The 17914-nt window shown below is 32.8% G+C and carries 17 protein-coding genes; 9 read left to right on the top strand and 8 right to left on the bottom strand.

The window, feature by feature from the left end; translation table 11 throughout:
- Positions 1-54 precede the first annotated feature (54 nt).
- The 3 genes from RT228_RS17260 (at position 55) to RT228_RS17250 (ending at position 2999) form a co-directional block, all read left to right on the top strand.
- Positions 55-669: a response regulator transcription factor gene (locus RT228_RS17260; protein ID WP_313139068.1), complete on the top strand. Its 615-nt coding sequence runs from the start codon at positions 55-57 to the stop codon at positions 667-669.
- A gap of 457 nt (positions 670-1126) precedes the next feature.
- Positions 1127-2176 (top strand): serine hydrolase domain-containing protein, encoded by a 1050-nt coding sequence (locus RT228_RS17255; protein ID WP_006258891.1) that lies wholly within the window; start codon positions 1127-1129, stop codon positions 2174-2176.
- A 1-nt stretch (position 2177) separates the two neighbouring features.
- The gene (locus tag RT228_RS17250) at positions 2178-2999 is read left to right on the top strand and encodes a hypothetical protein (protein ID WP_006258890.1); all 822 of its coding nucleotides are present in this window, start codon (positions 2178-2180) and stop codon (positions 2997-2999) included.
- Positions 3000-3085: 86 nt separating this feature from the next.
- Here RT228_RS17250 and RT228_RS17245 read toward each other — a convergent pair whose 3' ends face one another.
- Positions 3086-5278 carry a S9 family peptidase gene (locus RT228_RS17245; RefSeq protein ID WP_006258889.1) on the bottom strand — a complete coding sequence of 731 codons (2193 nt, stop codon included), beginning with the start codon at positions 5276-5278 and terminating at the stop codon, positions 3086-3088.
- Positions 5279-5435: 157 nt separating this feature from the next.
- On the opposite strand from RT228_RS17245, the gene RT228_RS17240 reads away from it, so the two are divergent.
- From RT228_RS17240 to RT228_RS17230, 3 genes are all read left to right on the top strand, one after another.
- Positions 5436-6131, top strand: a complete 696-nt coding sequence (locus RT228_RS17240; protein ID WP_006258888.1) for an SDR family oxidoreductase — start codon at positions 5436-5438, stop codon at positions 6129-6131.
- A gap of 129 nt (positions 6132-6260) precedes the next feature.
- A complete protein-coding gene (locus RT228_RS17235; protein WP_313139062.1) occupies positions 6261-6665 on the top strand; it encodes a DoxX family protein in 405 nt (134 codons plus the stop codon).
- A 121-nt stretch (positions 6666-6786) separates the two neighbouring features.
- Positions 6787-7170: a hypothetical protein gene (locus RT228_RS17230; protein ID WP_006258886.1), complete on the top strand. Its 384-nt coding sequence runs from the start codon at positions 6787-6789 to the stop codon at positions 7168-7170.
- An 11-nt stretch (positions 7171-7181) separates the two neighbouring features.
- Here the strand turns inward: RT228_RS17230 and RT228_RS17225 are convergent, their stop codons facing one another.
- Complete coding sequence (locus tag RT228_RS17225; RefSeq protein WP_006258885.1) at positions 7182-7802, bottom strand: class I SAM-dependent methyltransferase; 621 nt, start codon at positions 7800-7802, stop codon at positions 7182-7184.
- 421 nt (positions 7803-8223) lie between these two features.
- On the opposite strand from RT228_RS17225, the gene RT228_RS17220 reads away from it, so the two are divergent.
- Complete coding sequence (locus RT228_RS17220) at positions 8224-8811, top strand: GNAT family N-acetyltransferase (RefSeq protein ID WP_039851689.1); 588 nt, start codon at positions 8224-8226, stop codon at positions 8809-8811.
- Between the two features lie 190 nt (positions 8812-9001).
- Positions 9002-9595, top strand: coding sequence for a Crp/Fnr family transcriptional regulator (locus RT228_RS17215; RefSeq protein WP_225581552.1), 594 nt, complete (start codon positions 9002-9004; stop codon positions 9593-9595).
- 26 nt (positions 9596-9621) lie between these two features.
- Here RT228_RS17215 and RT228_RS17210 read toward each other — a convergent pair whose 3' ends face one another.
- The 4 genes from RT228_RS17210 to RT228_RS17195 form a co-directional block, all read right to left on the bottom strand.
- Positions 9622-10107 carry a DUF4259 domain-containing protein gene (locus tag RT228_RS17210; RefSeq protein ID WP_006258882.1) on the bottom strand — a complete coding sequence of 162 codons (486 nt, stop codon included), beginning with the start codon at positions 10105-10107 and terminating at the stop codon, positions 9622-9624.
- A 6-nt stretch (positions 10108-10113) separates the two neighbouring features.
- A complete protein-coding gene (locus RT228_RS17205; RefSeq protein WP_006258881.1) occupies positions 10114-10479 on the bottom strand; it encodes a DUF2200 domain-containing protein in 366 nt (121 codons plus the stop codon).
- Positions 10473-10841, bottom strand: coding sequence for a hypothetical protein (locus tag RT228_RS17200; RefSeq protein ID WP_006258880.1), 369 nt, complete (start codon positions 10839-10841; stop codon positions 10473-10475). Before RT228_RS17200 ends, RT228_RS17205 begins: the two co-directional genes overlap by 7 nt.
- A 693-nt stretch (positions 10842-11534) precedes the next feature.
- The gene (locus RT228_RS17195) at positions 11535-12701 is read right to left on the bottom strand and encodes an MFS transporter (protein WP_006258879.1); all 1167 of its coding nucleotides are present in this window, start codon (positions 12699-12701) and stop codon (positions 11535-11537) included.
- A gap of 97 nt (positions 12702-12798) precedes the next feature.
- Here RT228_RS17195 and RT228_RS17190 point away from each other — a divergent pair, with 97 nt between their 5' ends.
- Positions 12799-13638 (top strand): helix-turn-helix domain-containing protein, encoded by an 840-nt coding sequence (locus RT228_RS17190; RefSeq protein ID WP_006258878.1) that lies wholly within the window; start codon positions 12799-12801, stop codon positions 13636-13638.
- Positions 13639-13694: 56 nt separating this feature from the next.
- Here the strand turns inward: RT228_RS17190 and RT228_RS17185 are convergent, their stop codons facing one another.
- Complete coding sequence (locus RT228_RS17185) at positions 13695-16781, bottom strand: efflux RND transporter permease subunit (RefSeq protein WP_006258877.1); 3087 nt, start codon at positions 16779-16781, stop codon at positions 13695-13697.
- A 21-nt stretch (positions 16782-16802) separates the two neighbouring features.
- A complete protein-coding gene (locus RT228_RS17180; protein ID WP_006258876.1) occupies positions 16803-17903 on the bottom strand; it encodes an efflux RND transporter periplasmic adaptor subunit in 1101 nt (366 codons plus the stop codon).
- Positions 17904-17914: the final 11 nt, after the last annotated feature.

Here is a 17914-nt window from a genome sequence, read left to right as displayed (position 1 = left end):
AAAGTTATGTAATTAATTTACTAATTTCACTCCAGCTTATTTAGGGGCTAATATATTACAGACGATCATCCTTTATTATTAGAAGGATTAAAAAATATATTAGGGTATCAATCAGAAATAGAAGTAGTCGCTTGTTTTTCGGATAAAGAAAGCATGATGCAAGGGCTCTTAACTACAGACACGGATATTATACTATTAGATATCAATTTAGCAGATATCAATACATTGGAGTTAATTAAACCACTTAAACAGAAATTTCCTCAGTTAGAGATTATCATGTTGAGTGTGCACAATGAATATGCTGTTATTAATAGTAGCTTAGCAGAAGGAGCGAAGGGATATATTCAGAAGAATGCTTCGGTAGAAGAGATTATCTCAGGAATTAAAACTGTATTTGCAGGAGAAAAATACCTTTGTTCACAGTCTAAAATAGTCTTAGACAAAAAAGAAGAAGTAGGCTTAAAGCAAATCCCAAAACTGACTCGCCGTGAGAAAGAAATCTTAATAGAAGCCGCATCAGGTCTAACCACAAACCAGATAGCAGAGAAACTGTTTATCAGCCATCATACAGTAGAGAGTCACCGCAAAAACTTAATAGAGAAGTTTCAAACTTCTAATCTGAGTACTGCTATTAAAATGGCAATAGAGTATAATCTGATACAGAAATAGAGATCAATATATTCTACTCGATGTATGATTAATACAATTCCGCTCAGTAGTGAGGTTAGTTTTTGTTTAGTTATATTTATGCTGCATAGCTTATTGTTTACATATCTATTTATAATCGAGTTGTTTGTGATTCTTTTATATGTATTGATAGGATATGCTTGGGGAGTGCTAGAGGTATGCTTACACCTTTCTTCGACAAAACGGCCTTCTAGGCTAGAAAACTCGAAGAAAACCCCTAGCAAACTCCTAGAAACAGCAAGCGGAGCATAGAGTCAATATGGATTTATTATCAAGAGTGGGATACATTGAATAAATAAAGTATATTGTATTGGTTTACAAAGCAATGTATTATACTGTATTCATATCGCTATTTTTGGGAGTTATTTATTACTCTGTTATTCTTTAGTTAAGTATAAAAGGGGGGATTCACAGAAATAAAATGTTTTAATTTTTAGTTATGAGATTAACAATTCTTTCTTTTTTCTTCATTTTTTCTACGATGGCCTTTGGTCAGAATAAGATTGCTGAGTCTGTTCATAGAGAGTATGATGTAGGGCATTTTAATGGTTCTATACTCTATATTGATGAAAATGATTCTATTAAGATAAATAAAGGGTACGCGAATTTTCAGTTTCAGGTAAAAATAAATAATGATACACGATTTCCTATAGCTTCAATGACGAAGTTGTTTACTACTGTATGTATATTACAATTACAGGAAAAAGGATTAATTCATTTAGAAGATAAAGTAGGAAAGTATATACAAGAACTTCCTGTAGACTGTCAGGATATCTCAATTAAAGAATTGCTTCTTCACCAATCAGGTTTGGAAAATGAACCTATAAAAGCAGTAATAAATCCTTATACGTTAGATGAATATATAAGTAACTTTGTAAAAATAGCAGATAAGGATAGGAGCGAATTTAATTATAATAATGTAGATTATGTACTCTTGTCTAAAGTTATCGAAAACAGTACAAAAAAACCTTTTTCAGTAGCTATAGAAGATTTGATTTTAAAACCCTTAAGTTTAGTAAATTCTGGATTTGTAAAAGAAGAAGAAGTGATATTAGACCTTGCTTATGGTTATCATAATTACTCATTTGGAGAAGGGAAGAAAGAAATGCCTTTGTACAATGATAGGAGATTTATCTCCAACTACTATGGTGCAGGAGGTATGTATTCTACTATAGATGATTTGTATAAGTTTGTTATTGCATTAAGAGATAATAAACTCATTAATCAAGCATCTACATCAAAGTATTTACTCACTGCTCAAACGAATAATAATATTGATTGGCTTCTAGGTAAACCTACCTATGGTTTCTTCTTTAATGAAGCCAAAGGGTTTTATAGAAGAGGAGGAAGTATTGATGGGTTTAACACAGAAATGATTATTGATAAAAACTTTAATAAGATCATGATCATTCTATGTAATACTGATACTGCAGATCTACCTCTATTAGCAACTAAGCTTTATCTTTTAACTACTAATAATGATAAGTAACATGAGGCATCTATTTAATAATAGCTACAGTACAATTATTAGAATAGCAGTCCTCATAATTGTTCTTTTTAATACGGTATTTATTTACGGTAAACAGATAAATGATGGAGATGGACCAAAATCAAAGTTAACTGTTACAAGTAAGATAGTTGTAGTAAATAAGGGAACTATTCGTTCAATACATAAAGGAACACATAGTTTAAGTGAAGTATGTATTAAAGAGAATCAAATCTTAGAAATAGGTGATGACATAGCAACAGTGATGGTTCTAAAATATGGTAGTGAAGAGGAGCGTGCTGTTTATTTAAATGAAAACAGACGTTTATTGTTACTGCTTGAAGATCAATTAGAAGCATTTAAAAATACTAATAGCTCATCTAATGAAGCTCAGATGAAACATATACATCAGAGCTTGGACTCCCTAAAAAATAAATATGAGAAACTACAAGAATATCTAATAAAACATAGAGGAAAGCCTGCAATAGTAACGAATATTCTTATGAAAAAGGGAGATAGAATTAAGCAAGGAGATATTATAGCTGAGATAATAGATATTGGAGTTATATTGCCTAAAGGAACTATAGATGAAGAGTATTATAGAAATAAGTTAGATGACTATGATGTGATAGCTTCAATCAGGGGAAATAATATAGTTGAACAAGAAATTAGTATTTCTGATTTATTGTACAAAAGAGATACTTCTAATGTATGGGCTTCTCATGGTAAGCCTTCAGTAGGGGAGTTTGTCATTAATTTAGATAAGGTAGATATTTCATTCTTAGATCAAATAGTAGAAATACAGCTATTGTTAAAAAAGAAATAGTTGTATTCTTTTATAAAGGACAAGATAGAAATCTGTATAAAAAATAAAGCCGAGAACTTGTCTCGGCTTTACTGTTTATGATAATACTATTTTGTATTTGGTTTCTCTAGGTAATCGAAGAAATACTGTGCTATCTTGTCATTTAAGTGAACTCTGTCTACTCCCATAACATTGTGTTCATGAGAAGGGTATAAGAAGTAATCTACTTGTTTATTTGCTTTAATAGCAGCTTCTATAAACTCCATAGAATGCTGCTGAACCACTACAGGGTCTTGAGCTCCATGAATAATTAAAAGCTTGTTGTTTATTTTATCTGCTTTGTTAAGTAAGCTTGTTTTTTTGTATCCATCAGGGTTTTCGCTAGGCATATCCATATAGCGTTCTCCATACATGATTTCGTACATTTTCCAATCCATTACAGGGCCGCCTGCTACACCTACTTTAAATACTTCTGGGTGGTTAACAGATAAAGTTGTAGTCATAAAACCTCCGAAACTCCATCCATATACACCTATCTTATCTTGGTTTACATAAGGAAGTGATTTTAAGTAATCTACCCCTTTCATTTGATCTGCCATCTCAGCTTGACCTAATTGTCTGTGGATTACTTGTTCGAAGTCACGTCCTCTATTAAAACTACCTCTACTATCTACCGTAAATACGATGTAGCCATGCTGTGCCATATAGTTAAAGAACAAGTTCGCTCCACCTAACCATGTGTTGGTTACTAACTGTGCATGAGGCCCTCCATATACGTATACCATCACAGGGTATTGTTTGTTTGCGTCGAAGTTAGTAGGGTAGATGATACGTGCATTTAAAGGAGTTTTTCCATCTGCAGCTGTAATCGTCTTAATCTCTGTCTTAGGCATTGTCACAACACCATCAAAAGGATTTTTAGACTCTAACACTTGTTGCTCTTTTTTAGAATCAGCATTGACAATAGTAACTTTGTTAGGGGTCTCTAAGTTGTTAAACTGATCTAAGAACAATGACTTACTCTTGTTTAAGACAACACTATGTGTTCCTGATAACGTAGTGATCTGTTCTGTTTTACCTTTTTTAAGGTTTGTTTTGAATAACTGTCTATCTAATCCTTGATTCGTAACTCCTATATAGTAAAGGTTTTTAGCGTCTTCGTCGAAACCTAAGAACTCGTTTACTATCACGTTTTCATGCCCTAATTTCTTGATTAGCTTGCCATTTGTGTCGTATAAGAATAGTTGTCTATATCCATCTACTTCAGAGAAGTATAAGAATTGATCAGGTGCACCAGGTACAAATACTAGACTATTAGAAGGCTCTGTATACGTTTTAGATTTTTCTTCGAATAACGTTTTTTCAAAGGCACCTGTAGCAGCGTTGTATTGATTTACTTTTAAATGATTTTGTTCTCTATTAAGAACTCCTACATAAACATAGTTTCCTGAAGGATCCCAAGTAACCATGGTTAGGAATTGGTCTGCTTCACCAGTTTGTAGAGTTACCTTTTTACCAGTATATACATCATAGATTACTAATGATACTTGCTCATTAGCCATACCAGCCATAGGGTATTTGATGTTTTTTACTTCTGCCACGCGCTCACTCCATTGAATGATAGGGTATGAAGTCACCATACTTTGGTTTTTTCTATAGTATAGAAGTTGGTCTTGTTTTGGGCTCCACCACATTCCTTTTTTTATACCAAACTCATTGCGGTGAGTATCACTACTTCCGTTGATGATATCTAGAGCAGGATCATCAGTTACTTTAACATCACCACCTTTATTAGTAGTCACTACGATATTATTATCTTGTAACCAAGCGATGTGATCTCCATTGCGAGAGATGATTTGTTGGTCACCATTAAGATCAAATTTAAATGAGTTGACTACCTTTTTATCAGTAAGGTTAACCTTGAAGTAATACTTTGATTTAAAAGTAGAATCAGGAGTATAAAACTCGATTTCATTGTCATTTAACCAAGTTAGGTTAGTCGGGATGATTCTAAGGTTAAATGTAGTCCCTTTAACTGTATTATTGATTACTTCTTCTAATTGTTTAGCAGTAAGAGCTGTTTGTGACTCCCATTTGTTAGCTTGACTTTTTATTAAAAGGCTATCTCTATTTTTAGTTACAAAACTCAGGGTATTGTCATTCTTCCAAGATGGTTGAAGTATTCTTTCTGTAGCAAACTGTCTACCTTGTCCTAGTGTAGCCTCTGTCATATCAAAGTTGCGTTGTGCAAACATGATGTTTCCAGCTAGCAAAAAGAATAATACTGATTTGTTCTTCATAATTACTATAGTTGTTTTTATCGTCGCTAATTTAAATCCAAATATGTCACTAGCCAAATTAGAGTATAAAAAAAAACAATGTATGAGCCTTTATGACAAGAGAGAATAGTTCTTTTTTTATATCTTTATTCTTTAAATAATCCATAAAGAATAGTATATGCAAAAAGTAGTGTACATCACAGGAGGTACTAAAGGTATAGGAAAGGGAATTGCTCAAGCTCTTTTAGAACAAGGATATAAAGTAGCAATATCAGGTAGGAATATAGATACAGTTAACGAAGCTATTGCTGAATTAAAGCATACAGATAATATATTAGCAATTCAATCTGATGTAAGGAAGTATGAAGATGAAGAGAAGGCAGTGGAACTAATCGTAGAGAAATTCGGAAAATTAGATATTGTGATTGCCAATGCGGGAGTTGGTATCTTCTCATCTATAGAAGATATGAGTCTTGAGGATTGGAATACAATGATAGATACGAATCTAACTGGGGTATTTCACACTTTAAAGGCGTCTGTAAAGCAATTAAAGCAGCACAAAGGGTATTATATCAGTATTGCCAGTCTAGCAGGGATAAACTTTTTCGCTAATGGAAGTGGTTATAACGCTAGTAAGTTTGGTGTAGTAGGTTTTACTCAAGCAGCTATGTTAGACCTTAGAAATGCAGATGTAAAGGTGACAACAATATTGCCTGGTTCTGTGACTTCTAATTTTAATAACCACCAGCCGTCTGATGCAGATCACTGGAAAATACAGCCAGAAGATATGGGACAGTTGGTAGTAGATATCTTAGCGATGAATCCTCGTGTGCTTCCTAGTAAAATAGAAATAAGACCAACTAAAACTAGCTAATATATCTCAAAGTCACAAGACTTTAAGGAGAATTAAGAAAGATCAATTAACACAAGGTATTATTTCGGTTTTTTGTATTACAAAATGTCAAAATCACGAAATAACAGAATTACAAAAAAACAGTAGAATATGAATGCAGATTTTGGAAAATTCCTATTGAGATTAGGTGTTGTAGGACTAATGATCTTCCACGGGATCCATAAATTAATACATGGACATGATTTTATTATTAACCAGTTGAAAGCACATAATCTACCAGAGCTGCTTTGGATAGGAGTGCCTATCGGTGAGATAGTAGCACCTATATTTTTACTAGTGGGGTTTGCTACACGTATTTCTGCTTCTATTATAGCATTTACGATGTTTATGTCTCTATTCTTAGTTAAGGGAATGGGAAGCTTTGGCTTAGATCCTAATACTGGAGGGGTAAATGCTGAGCTGAACTTATTATATCTATTAGCTGCCTTAGCTATAGCCTTTATAGGCCCTGGAACTATTCGTTTTTATAAAGGGAAAAAAGGGATGTGGGTCTAGTTATGTTTATGTGATGTTGTTTTCTTGTAAAACAAAATATCTCCTTAAAAGAGTAAAATCACAAAACAATATCACGACATCACAGCATCACAAAAAAACAATAAAACAATAAAACAATAAAATGAGAGTATCATTTGATTTTGATGGAACATTGACAGAAGCAGAAGTAGCTCAATATGCAAAAGAGTTAACTAATAAAGGAATAGACGTTTTTATCATAACGGGGAGGTATAATGAATTGCTTTGTGCTATGAATGGAGGGGGAAGTAATGATGATTTATTCTTACTAGCAGATAAAATAGGTATCACGCATAAGCATATTATATTTACCAATAGAGCAGATAAAAGCTACACTATAGGTGGTAGTGGTCTTATTTGGCATTTAGACGACGATTTAAACGCTCTAAATGATATTAACAGATATTCTGATGTGAAAGGGATTTGGATAGGAGAGGACAACTGGAAAGAGCAATGTGATAAATTAATAAAAGAGGCTAGTATCTAATACATAGCCTCTTATTTTTTTCGTAAGACAACTAATCTCTCGGTAAGCGTCTCGATTTGATAATCAAAATGCTCTGCTATATATTCAATAGTTTTGAAGGTATAAATAAAAACATGGGTTTGATCTTTTCTATAATACCAGTTTTTGAAATCTACTTGATTTGTGTATAAATGTGTTTTAATAATCAGTAAACCATCTTGTTTTAGTATTCCAGATAATTTCTCTAATTCTTGTTTAGGATTGTAAAAATGCTCAAATACTTCACAGCTAAAGATATAATCATATACTCTATCTAGATAAGCAAGGTCTGGAAGAAAGAAAGGATCATAAAGATCTACAGTATAGCCTTGTTCTACCAGTTGTTTTGTAATTACAGGGCCTTTACCACATCCATAATCTAGACCAAGCATAGCTGGTGTACAGTGTGCTAATACAGTATTCGTTACAGGAGCTGTAAAATGTTGATAACCGATATCATTCACATCATTATTATGACATTCATAGTGGCTTTTTTCTTTGTCTTGATCAAAGTAAAGCATCTCATCTTTTAGGTATGCATTACACTTAGAGCAGATATAATACTCGTCATCTACCTTAGTGCTTAAAGATGTATTACACAGTGTACAGTTCATGTTTAGATTTTAATAAGACTACAAAAGTAAGTATTTTAAGTCCAATGCATCTCTAAATGAGTAAATGGATATTGAGACATCGTTTTTTGTAGTTTCATTCTATAAAACAGTAAGCTGGTGTATTGATTATGTTGCTTGGTGTCTTCTGATATTGATAAACCCAAAGAGAATACTCGTTTTTTATACATTTACTCCTTACTAATTATACTCTTAAATAAAGGAGTTATATAAATAATTATGGTTAAACCCAGAATCCGCATTCGCCCGATACTACGAATAAATTCTACTTTACATCTCTTTCATTTCTTCTAAAACCATACTATAGTATGCTTTTTTCATAAATTCAGAGCTGTTTTGTATAATTCATTCTCGTTAATAGGTCTATCGCGTATTCCGGGTTAAAAATAACAACACACAATGGATTCCTTATCCAACAGTATTAGAAGGTACAACGGTAGATCTTATTCCTTTAGAAAAAGAACATTTGGAAGAATTATATCAAGCTAGTGCAGATAAAGAACTTTGGCGATTAGTACCTACAGATTGTTCTGATAGAGATACTTTTTATGACAACTATCAAAATGCGTTAATAGCTAGAGAAAAAGGATTACAGTATCCCTTTGTTATTATTGATAAAAGAACACAGAAGATCATTGGTTCTACGCGATTCTTTGAGATGTATGAAGCAGATAAGAAGTTAGAAATAGGATGGACGTGGATTACGCAAGAGTATTGGGGAAGTGTAGTAAATCTAGAATGTAAATTACTACTCTTGACTTATTGTTTTGAAGTACTGAAAATAAATCGAGTACAACTGAAAACGAAAGACACTAATATTCGTTCAAGGAAAGCTATTGAGAAGATAGGAGGAGTCTTTGAAGGTATTCTGAGAAAGGATAAAATACAGAATGATGGTACTATTCGTAATGCGGCTTATTATAGTATATTAGATGATGAATGGGGAATTTCTAAAGAAAAGATACAAGGGTTGATTAAAAATATAATTTAGGTTATCGTGGCACTGTTAAGTTTGGTTTATTTTTAACATATAATTAATTTGTATGAGTTAATTATATGACAATAGTCATATACTATTGATTATTCTCCTTTTGAACTGTTTTATTAACAATTTAATCTCTTGTTTTGGCATATAATGTGCTATCTTTAATATTGACCAATAATTTATCATTATGATGAATATGAGATTGTTAAAAAAATATGGAGCTGAGAAAGTTGTTTATGAAAAAGATGATTTCATTTTTGAAGAAGGCATGTGGCCAGAGTATTTTTACTATATCGTAAGTGGAGAAGTTAAATTAAACATTTATGATGAGGATGATAGTAGAGAGTTTATATTTAGCTTCTATTCTAGAGGACATAACTTCGGAGAAGGAACTATATTTTTAGAGACAACCTATATCTGTAATGCCATTGCTGTTGAACAAACAGAAGTATTAAAATTAGACAAAGCAAGTTTTCTAATCCTGATCAAGGAGAATCATGATTTCTCTTTACTGATAAACTATAACCTATCTAAAAAATTGTATTTTCAAGGTGTAATGGCACCTAAAATTTCTGCTCAGGATGCAGAATTGCGCGTACTAACGTTATTAAATTATTTAAAGACTAATTGGCAACATCCTTTGATTCAACAGGATTTGTATATTGTGGATTTAACTCGACAAGAAATAGCTGACATGACGGGGCTAAGAGTAGAAACGGTGATCAGGAGTATTAAAAGATTGAGAGAAGACAATAAGTTAAGAATTATAAAAGGAAGAATTGTATTATAGAAAAGCCTCTATTTTTTAGAGGCTTTTTATTTTAGTTCTTGTTCTAATCTTTTTGCTAACATATTTAAATGTTCTTTCCATTCTTCAAAACAGTTTGAGTCTCTCCATAACTCAACAGATTCTCTTTCTCCATCTTCATCAGGTACTTCATTTATCATATCTTGCATATATCGCAGTAAGAATCCTAGGGCTAATTTATCTCCTTTAAATTCGGTTAGACGTAGCTTAAGCCCTTCTTGAATCTCATTACCATTACCGTAATGAAGATATCCATCATCTTTAAAAATAAAGAATAGCTCTACTAAAGCCATAGCAGTATTGTCATAGTAAAAATCAATATCGTCAAAGCTCTTACCTAGAGCTCCTATGTCTTGTAGTCTTTGGATTAACTTCCCTAAATCTAATTGAAACTTATCAGATGAAGAATAATTATCCTCTATATAGTCTTCGATATAATTAATTGTGTCAAATCCATCATCGCTTTCTAATGCTTTATATCTCCATGCTCCCATAGTTGTTTAAGTTCGCAGTATTTTTTCCATTGTTTTTCCTTTTGCTAGCTCATCAATTAATTTGTCTAGGTAGCGTATTTTCTGCATAAGTGGATGTTTAATATCCTCTACGCGGTAACCACAGATAACTCCTTTTATAAGCTTAACATTAGGATTAATGAGAGGGGCATTAGCAAAGAAATCTTCAAAGTTTACTTTCGTTTCTATTATTTGTCTCAAATCATCCTGATTATAACCTGTAAGCCATCTGATGATAGTATCTACTTCTTCTTTTGTTCTACCTTTTTTCTCTGCTTTAGCAATATAATGAGGGTATACACTCGCAAAGGAGGTACTGTATATTCTATGATTCTCCATGTCTTTACTTACCATATTTCAATTTCTTTCGTAAATGTCTGGTCACCGTCTACTTCTATAATAACCTTAGATGGGATAAAACTATTGCCTTTATACTCCGGAAAAGCTTTGTATTGTACTTTATAGCCTTGTTGAAGTAAATCTACGATATAATTATCTATCTCTCTTTTTTGGAGAGCAGCTTCAGGTGAAACATATAAAATATTAAAAGGAGAGTCATCTCCACCAAAAGCTAAACCAATAAGATGTAGCTTATCTAGATGTCCTGCATCATAATATTGTTCTGCGGTGTCATTACTACAGATATCCGCGTAGCTACAGGGTCTAGTAGGATCTATGGAGCTGCGCTTGCTCTTAAAAAAATTGAATAATTTCATAATGATAATTGTTTGGGTTAGTTAATGGTAGTGTAAATATAATTAAGCTTGATACAATTACAACAGTTTATGCTACTCAATTTCTTGTTATTCAAGTTAATATTGATTTATCATTCAGGGAATTAAAAGGATGAGGTTTTTTTAGAATTGATAATATAGATAGCCTTGGACCTTAAAAAGGCAAGAGATATTATAGAAAACCTATGCCTCACAATGAATTATAGTTTTTTTAATTTTAAGGAATATCCCATTTTATTCAAAAGTGAAGCTAAAAAGAGACATAAAAAATAGAAGCTTAAATGCATATTGTTCGGGAATTTATTGGGCAGTCTTTGGATGTTCTTCGGTAAACTGCCCCTCAGTCCGAACAAATACTGAACTCTTCCGAAGAGCTTCCGAAGAAATAGGTATGTTTAAAAATAATAATTACTGATATTCAGTGATTTAAGGTTTTAGACATGGAAATAAATAGACTTTTCTGGAAATATTTGGAAGTATTCGGAAAAGAATGGAAGAAAATGGAAAAAAGTGGAAGTAAGTAGGATTTGTACTTTGAAGTCTTTATAAATTTGTAATCTATGAAAGTAGGAGTAATGATTATATTAAAATAGCTCTCTAGGCTTAAAAGTTACATCTTTTAATTCTAGAGAGCTATAGGTTAGAATTAGTTATAGTAAACTAATCATGTGGGGACTATAGTTTTCCTTTTTTAGATAGAAAGACAATACCTAGTGCTAAGAAACTCCACAACAGCATTTGGGTTAGAGAACCTAGCCATCCATTGATACTCCAGCTAATCAACCCAAAGAAAGTTCCTATACCAGCTCCTATGAAATAAGCTGTCATATAGACTGTGTTTAATCTACTGTGTGCTTCTTCACTAAGAGCGTAGATACGAGTAAAATTAGTGATTTGTGTTGCTTGAACTCCAATGTCTAATAAGAATATAGCGATAATTAAGATTATAATAGAGTTGGGGAAAATAAGCATTCCTACAAGACTAATAATTACTAACGAAATCGTAAGGAATAAGTTTTGAAAGACTTGTCCTTTATCTGCTAATTTGCCAAAATATGGGGCTACTAAGGCTCCTCCGATAGCGACTATCGCAAACATACCTATCATAGAAGGGGTATAGTTAAAGGGAGCTCCACTTAAGTGAAAAGTAAGTGTAGTCCAAAAAGAACAGAATATTCCGAAGGTTAAAGAGCCTAATAAGGCGGCTTGTCGCAGTGTTTTGTGTTCTTTGACTAAGCGTAGTGTAGATTGCAATAACTGAATATAATTACCCTTAAATTTAATAGGCGCATTAGGTAGAAATTGCCACATCAAAACGATGCTAATGGAGATCATAATTGCAGAAAAAATAAAGACGCTCTGCCATCCCCATAAATCTGTTAACCATCCACTAACTAGACGTGAGCCAAGAATACCACATAATATTCCACTAAAGACAATACCTACGCTTTTTCCTCTATTCTCTTTGTTTAGTAGAGCTGCCATAGGTAAGATAATTTGGGCAGGAGTAGAGCATACACCAGCTAAAAAGCTCAAGATTAGCAAGAAGTTTAAATGAGTGGTATTAGCAATACACATTAATACAAATATTTGTATAATAGATATCATAATGATTAATCGCTTTCTATTAATTTTATCTCCTAAAGGAAGTAGAAAGAACATACCTATACCATAACCTATCTGAGCTAGCATAGATACTTTGCCTACTGCAGCTTCAGGTTCTCCTAGTGTTTCAGCAATGTTTTTTAGAATGGGTTGGCTATAGTAGACATTAGCTACAATAGTCCCCGCAGTAAATGCCATAATAGGGATAGCATATTTTTCTTTGTTTTTGATTGACATATTGTTTAGTTTGTTAAGTTGGCAAATGTAGTAGAGTTATCAAATACACTTTTGTATATTCTGTTATATTAATAGTATATTTCGCTATGTTTGTAAGATGAAGTTAGTACAGTTCGAACCTTTGTTTTTAAGGCATTTTCGCACAGAAGAGTGGCCATTTACTTACCATAATCACAATCATTATGAATTAATGCTGATCAGTGAGGGGAGTGGTATACACGATTTAAATAAAGAACAATCTACTTATCAAGGAAATACGATATTCTTTCTCTCACCAGAAGATAGCCATCACTTTTATATAGAAGAACAAACACGATTTAGAGTCATCAAGTTTTTGCCTAGTGCAGTTAAAGATGGAGTTAATGCTAGTATAACAGATTATTGGGATAACCTATTGATTAACTTAGGTAGGAAATGGGAAGTAAGCAAACAAAATAGTATTGATATAGAGTTGGTTAATAAGATTATTTCAATTGTTGATTTAATGATTACAGAGTGGGAACAGAATGATCATAGAACGACAGAATTACATACTAACTTATTGAGAAGTGTACTAATTCTGATGGATCAATCTACCTCTCAATCGACAGTATTAGCAGAACAATATAATACTTCTAAAATAGAGCGAATACAGAATTATATTCATGCTTATATTCATTTGCCAGATTGTTTAGGAGTAAAGCATTTAAGTCATGAATTTGGTCTTTCAGAGTCAGGATTTAGAAATTATTTTTCAACCAATATGGGGATGAATCTGACACAATATATAAATGGTTTAAAAATAGAAATGATCAAAAAGAGAATTAAGCATAGTGATCATAATTTATCAGCAATAGCATTAGAGTTTGGTTTTACCGATGCTAGTCATTTTACAAAGTATTTTATGAAGCACACTACCTTAACTCCATTACAGTTTAAAAGAGAAAATAAAGTATAAAAAAGGACACTCTATCTTTAGAATAAAGTGTCCCTAAAAAAAATATATGAAAAAATCTACTTCTTATTTCTGTAAGCCCAGTAGAATACTTGTGGTAAGATAGTAAAGGATAAAATCATACAGATGATTAACCCTCCTACGATCATAATTGCTAATGGTTTCTGTATTTCAGATCCCATTCCATTTGATAAGGCTGCAGGAAGTAATCCCATAGACCCCATCAATGCAATCATTACTACTGGTCTTATTCGGCTTTTTACTCCTTCTTTTATTGCTTCTTTTAATGGCATACGATGTTGTAAGTTTTCTCTCATAACTCCAATAAGTACAATACCATCAATAGTAGCTACTCCAAAAAGAATAATAAATCCTATCCCTGCTGATATTCCAAATATCGTGCCAGTTGCCCAAAGTGATACAAAACCACCGATAAAAGCGAAAGGAATAGTTAAGGCTGCTATAGCAGTATCTTTTACATTACCAAAGTTGAAGTACAACAACACAAGAATTAGAATTAAAGAAACAGGAACAACAAGCATTAATTGATTTGCAGCACGTTCTTTACTTTCAAACTCTCCTGCCCATTCCATTTTATTGATAGCAGGCAGTTTTACTTCTTTCTCTACTTTAGCTCTTGCTTCAGCGATAGTACTTCCTAAATCTCTTCCTTCAATACTAAACCCTATACCGATATATCTACTACCACCTTCTCTATAGATAAAGGCAGGTCCTGTGTGATAATCTATCGTAGCAATTTCTTTTAGTGGGACTTGTTTACCATCTAATGAAGGAATTAAAATATCTCCGATTTTATCAGCAGAATCTCTATATTCTTTGTTGAAACGAAGTACAACATCAAACATTCTTTCATTCTCATATAGTGTAGTAGCTGCCTGTCCACCAATAGTCATAGCTATAACAGCCTGAGCATCTGCTGTAGTTACAGCATATTTAGCCATTTTGTGATCATGCAGCTTAATTCTCAATTCTGGTTGCCCAATATTCTTAAATACATTTAAGTCTGTAATACCTTCAACATCTTTGATACTTTTTGCTACTTGATTTGCATACTTTTCTAACTCAAATAAATCATCTCCAAATATCTTAATTACAAGAGAACTCTTTACTCCAGCTACATATTCTTCTACGTTATCTTGTATGGGTTGACTGAATCCAAAATTAACACCAGGGTAGTTCTCTAATTTCAGACGAATCTCTTCTAGAAGTTTGTCTTTTGTAATCTTACGCGTCCATTCACTTTCTGGTTTTAGTTCAGTGTGAAATTCAATATTAAAGAATCCTGTAGGGTCAGTACCATCATTCGGACGACCAGTTTGAGTCAAGACAAATTTTACTTCATCGAATTCTCTAATTTTAGCTTTCATTTCTTTAGCTAATCTTACAGATTCATCTAAGTTAATACTACTAGGCAATGTCGCTCTAATATATAAAGCTCCTTCATTTAACTTAGGCAAGAATTCTGAACCATAATAATGAAATCTAACTCCACAGATAACAAGTAAACCTATAAACATAGAAAGAGTTAACTTCTTATGAGTAAAACTCCAGTTAAACATCTTATAGATATTGTTCTTAAAGAATCGAGAGATAACATTCTCACGTTCTTTGATATCTTTAGTCAGTAAAAGTTTACACATCGCTGGTACATAAGTCAAACTCAATATTAGGGATCCTAATAGAGCATAACCCAATGTAAAGGCTAGGGGAGAGAACATCTTTCCTTCTACTTTTTGGAAAGAGAAAATAGGCATTAAGGCTACGATTAGAATTAATAGTGCAAAGAAAATATAGCTCGCTACACTACTTGCACTTTTCTTAATAGTACCTAGTTTAGACATTCTATTAAACCTTGCCATTCCCACTTGTTCAGCTCGTTTCTCTAGACCTACAAAGACATGTTCTACAATAACTAAAGTTCCTTCTAGTAGCAATCCAAAGTCTAATGCTCCCATTGAAATTAGGTTGGCAGGTAACCCTTGTATCTTCAGCATGATGATAGCAAATAAGAAAGCTAATGGAATAACAGAAGCAACGATAAATGTAGTACGCCAATTGTATAAGAAAATAAATACAATAATAGATACTAAGATAACCCCTTCTACTAAGTTCTTAGATACAGTGTGTACTGTCGTGTTTACAAGGTTAGTTCTGTCTACTACTGTTTGTATCTGTACGTTTTTAGGTAGAATACGCTCATTTAAGTCTTCTATTTTAGCTTTTAGTCCTTCGATAACAGCACTAGGGTTTTCACCTCTTAGCATCACTACAATTCCTTGTACGACATCATCGTCATCTTGAAAAGCAACTTGTCCTAAGCGTGGTTTGGCTGATACCACGACATTAGCTACGTGTTTTACTAGAATGGGAGTACTTCCTTTTACCTCGATAAGGATATTCTCGATATCTTCAACATTGTCTAATAATCCTACACCTCTTACTACATAAGCTTGATCACCACGTTGGATAACATCACCACCAACATTAATATTACTCTTTTCTACAGCTTCGTATACATCTAAAGGAGATAAGTCGTAATTAATTAATTCAGTAGGATTTATCTGTATTTCAAATATCTTTTCTTCACCACCGAAGCTTACTACATCTGCCACTCCAGGTACAGATAGTAATTCTCGTTCTATTACCCAGTCTTGAATAGCAGTAACTTCTTTGATAGGAAGATCGCTCTTAATGATATATCTAAAGATTTCTCCTGTTGCTCCAGAAGGCGGCTCTATTTCAAAATCAGCTCCTTCAGGCAGATTTACATTTCCCATTCTGTTAGAAGCATATTGTTGAGCGAAGAAGTCATCTACTTCATCATTAAACAATACTGTTACAACAGATAGCCCAAATAGAGAGATAGATCTTACCTCTGCTTTATTAGGAATGGTGTTAACCTCCTTTGAAATAGGAAGGGTAATAAACTTTTCTACTTCTTCTGCACTACGACCAGGCCACTGTGTGATAATACGCGCTCTCGTATTAGTCACATCAGGGAAAGCTTCAATAGGCGTGTGTATATAACTATAAATCCCTCCAAACAATAATAACAATACACCGAAGATGACGATGAATGTGTTTTTAAGTGAAAAGGATACTATATTTTTGACGAATTTTTGCATAAATAAGTTTTTTAAAAAGAATTACAATTTGTTGTTTAACTGTTCATAAATGAGTAATTCATTTGTAGTTACCACCATTTCGTTTTCCTTTACACCTTCGTTGATGTAGGTATAGATACTATTTTTAGATTGAGGTGTGATCTTTCTAACTTCTTGTTCACAATCATTTTTATATATAACAACATAGTTTTGATTATTGTCAAAAATGATAGCGCTATTAGGAATAGCAAGAGATTTACCCTCGTTTGTTTCTAACTGAATAATGATATCAGCAGACATTCCCGGCTTTAATTTCATCTCTTTATTTTCCATTGAAATACGAGCTTTTAAGACTCTTTCTTCTGTATCGAATACTTGAGATACTTTAGTTACTTTTCCTGCAAAGTATTCATCAGGATAAGCTAGGGTAGATACTTTTACCTCTTGGTTCGGTTGTATATGGCGCATATTAGCAGTATATACGTTAGCCATAATCCATACATCTGATAAATCTGCTATAGTGAATAGAGGTTCATCACCAGCATTTACAGTCATTCCTGTACTGATGCTCTTAGTCACTATATATCCTGCCTGAGGAGCCACTACTTTTACTATACCAGATTCACCATGAGTATTGAAGATTGCCATACTACTTTTAGCAGCAGATACTTTACTTTTTAATGCTTTTACATCCTCTTGTGCTTCTAATAATTCTTTTTGAGAAGCGATACCATCTTTATACATAGCTTCAACAGACTCAAGTTCTCTAGTAGCTACTTTTAATTCTGCTTCACTTGCTTTTAATTCTGTATAGATTTCATTGGTATCTGTACTTTTTATTTCGGCTAGTAACTGTCCTTTTGCAACATAATCTCCTAACGAGAAGTAAGTATTAGCAACTAATCCATCTACTAAGCTATGATATGGAACAGTTTTATCTTGATTGTAATCAATGTATCCATTAAGTGTAATACTTCGCTCTATAGGTCTTAGAGTTACTTTTTCAACATCTAAGGTATTTTTAATAGCTTCTGAAAGGCATTCTTGTGTAGTAGAAACCTCTTCATTAGTTTTATTTTCTTTATTACAGCTTATTAAAACAGCATTTAATAATACTAGTGTAAGTATAGAATATTTTGTCATTGTCTTTTTAT

It is taken from the genome of Myroides sp., from assembly GCF_032073645.1.
GTDB classification, from domain to species: domain Bacteria; phylum Bacteroidota; class Bacteroidia; order Flavobacteriales; family Flavobacteriaceae; genus Flavobacterium; species Flavobacterium odoratimimum.
The sequence above is the reverse complement of the archived record's forward strand: the minus strand, read 5'-3'. Positions and strand labels throughout refer to the sequence as shown.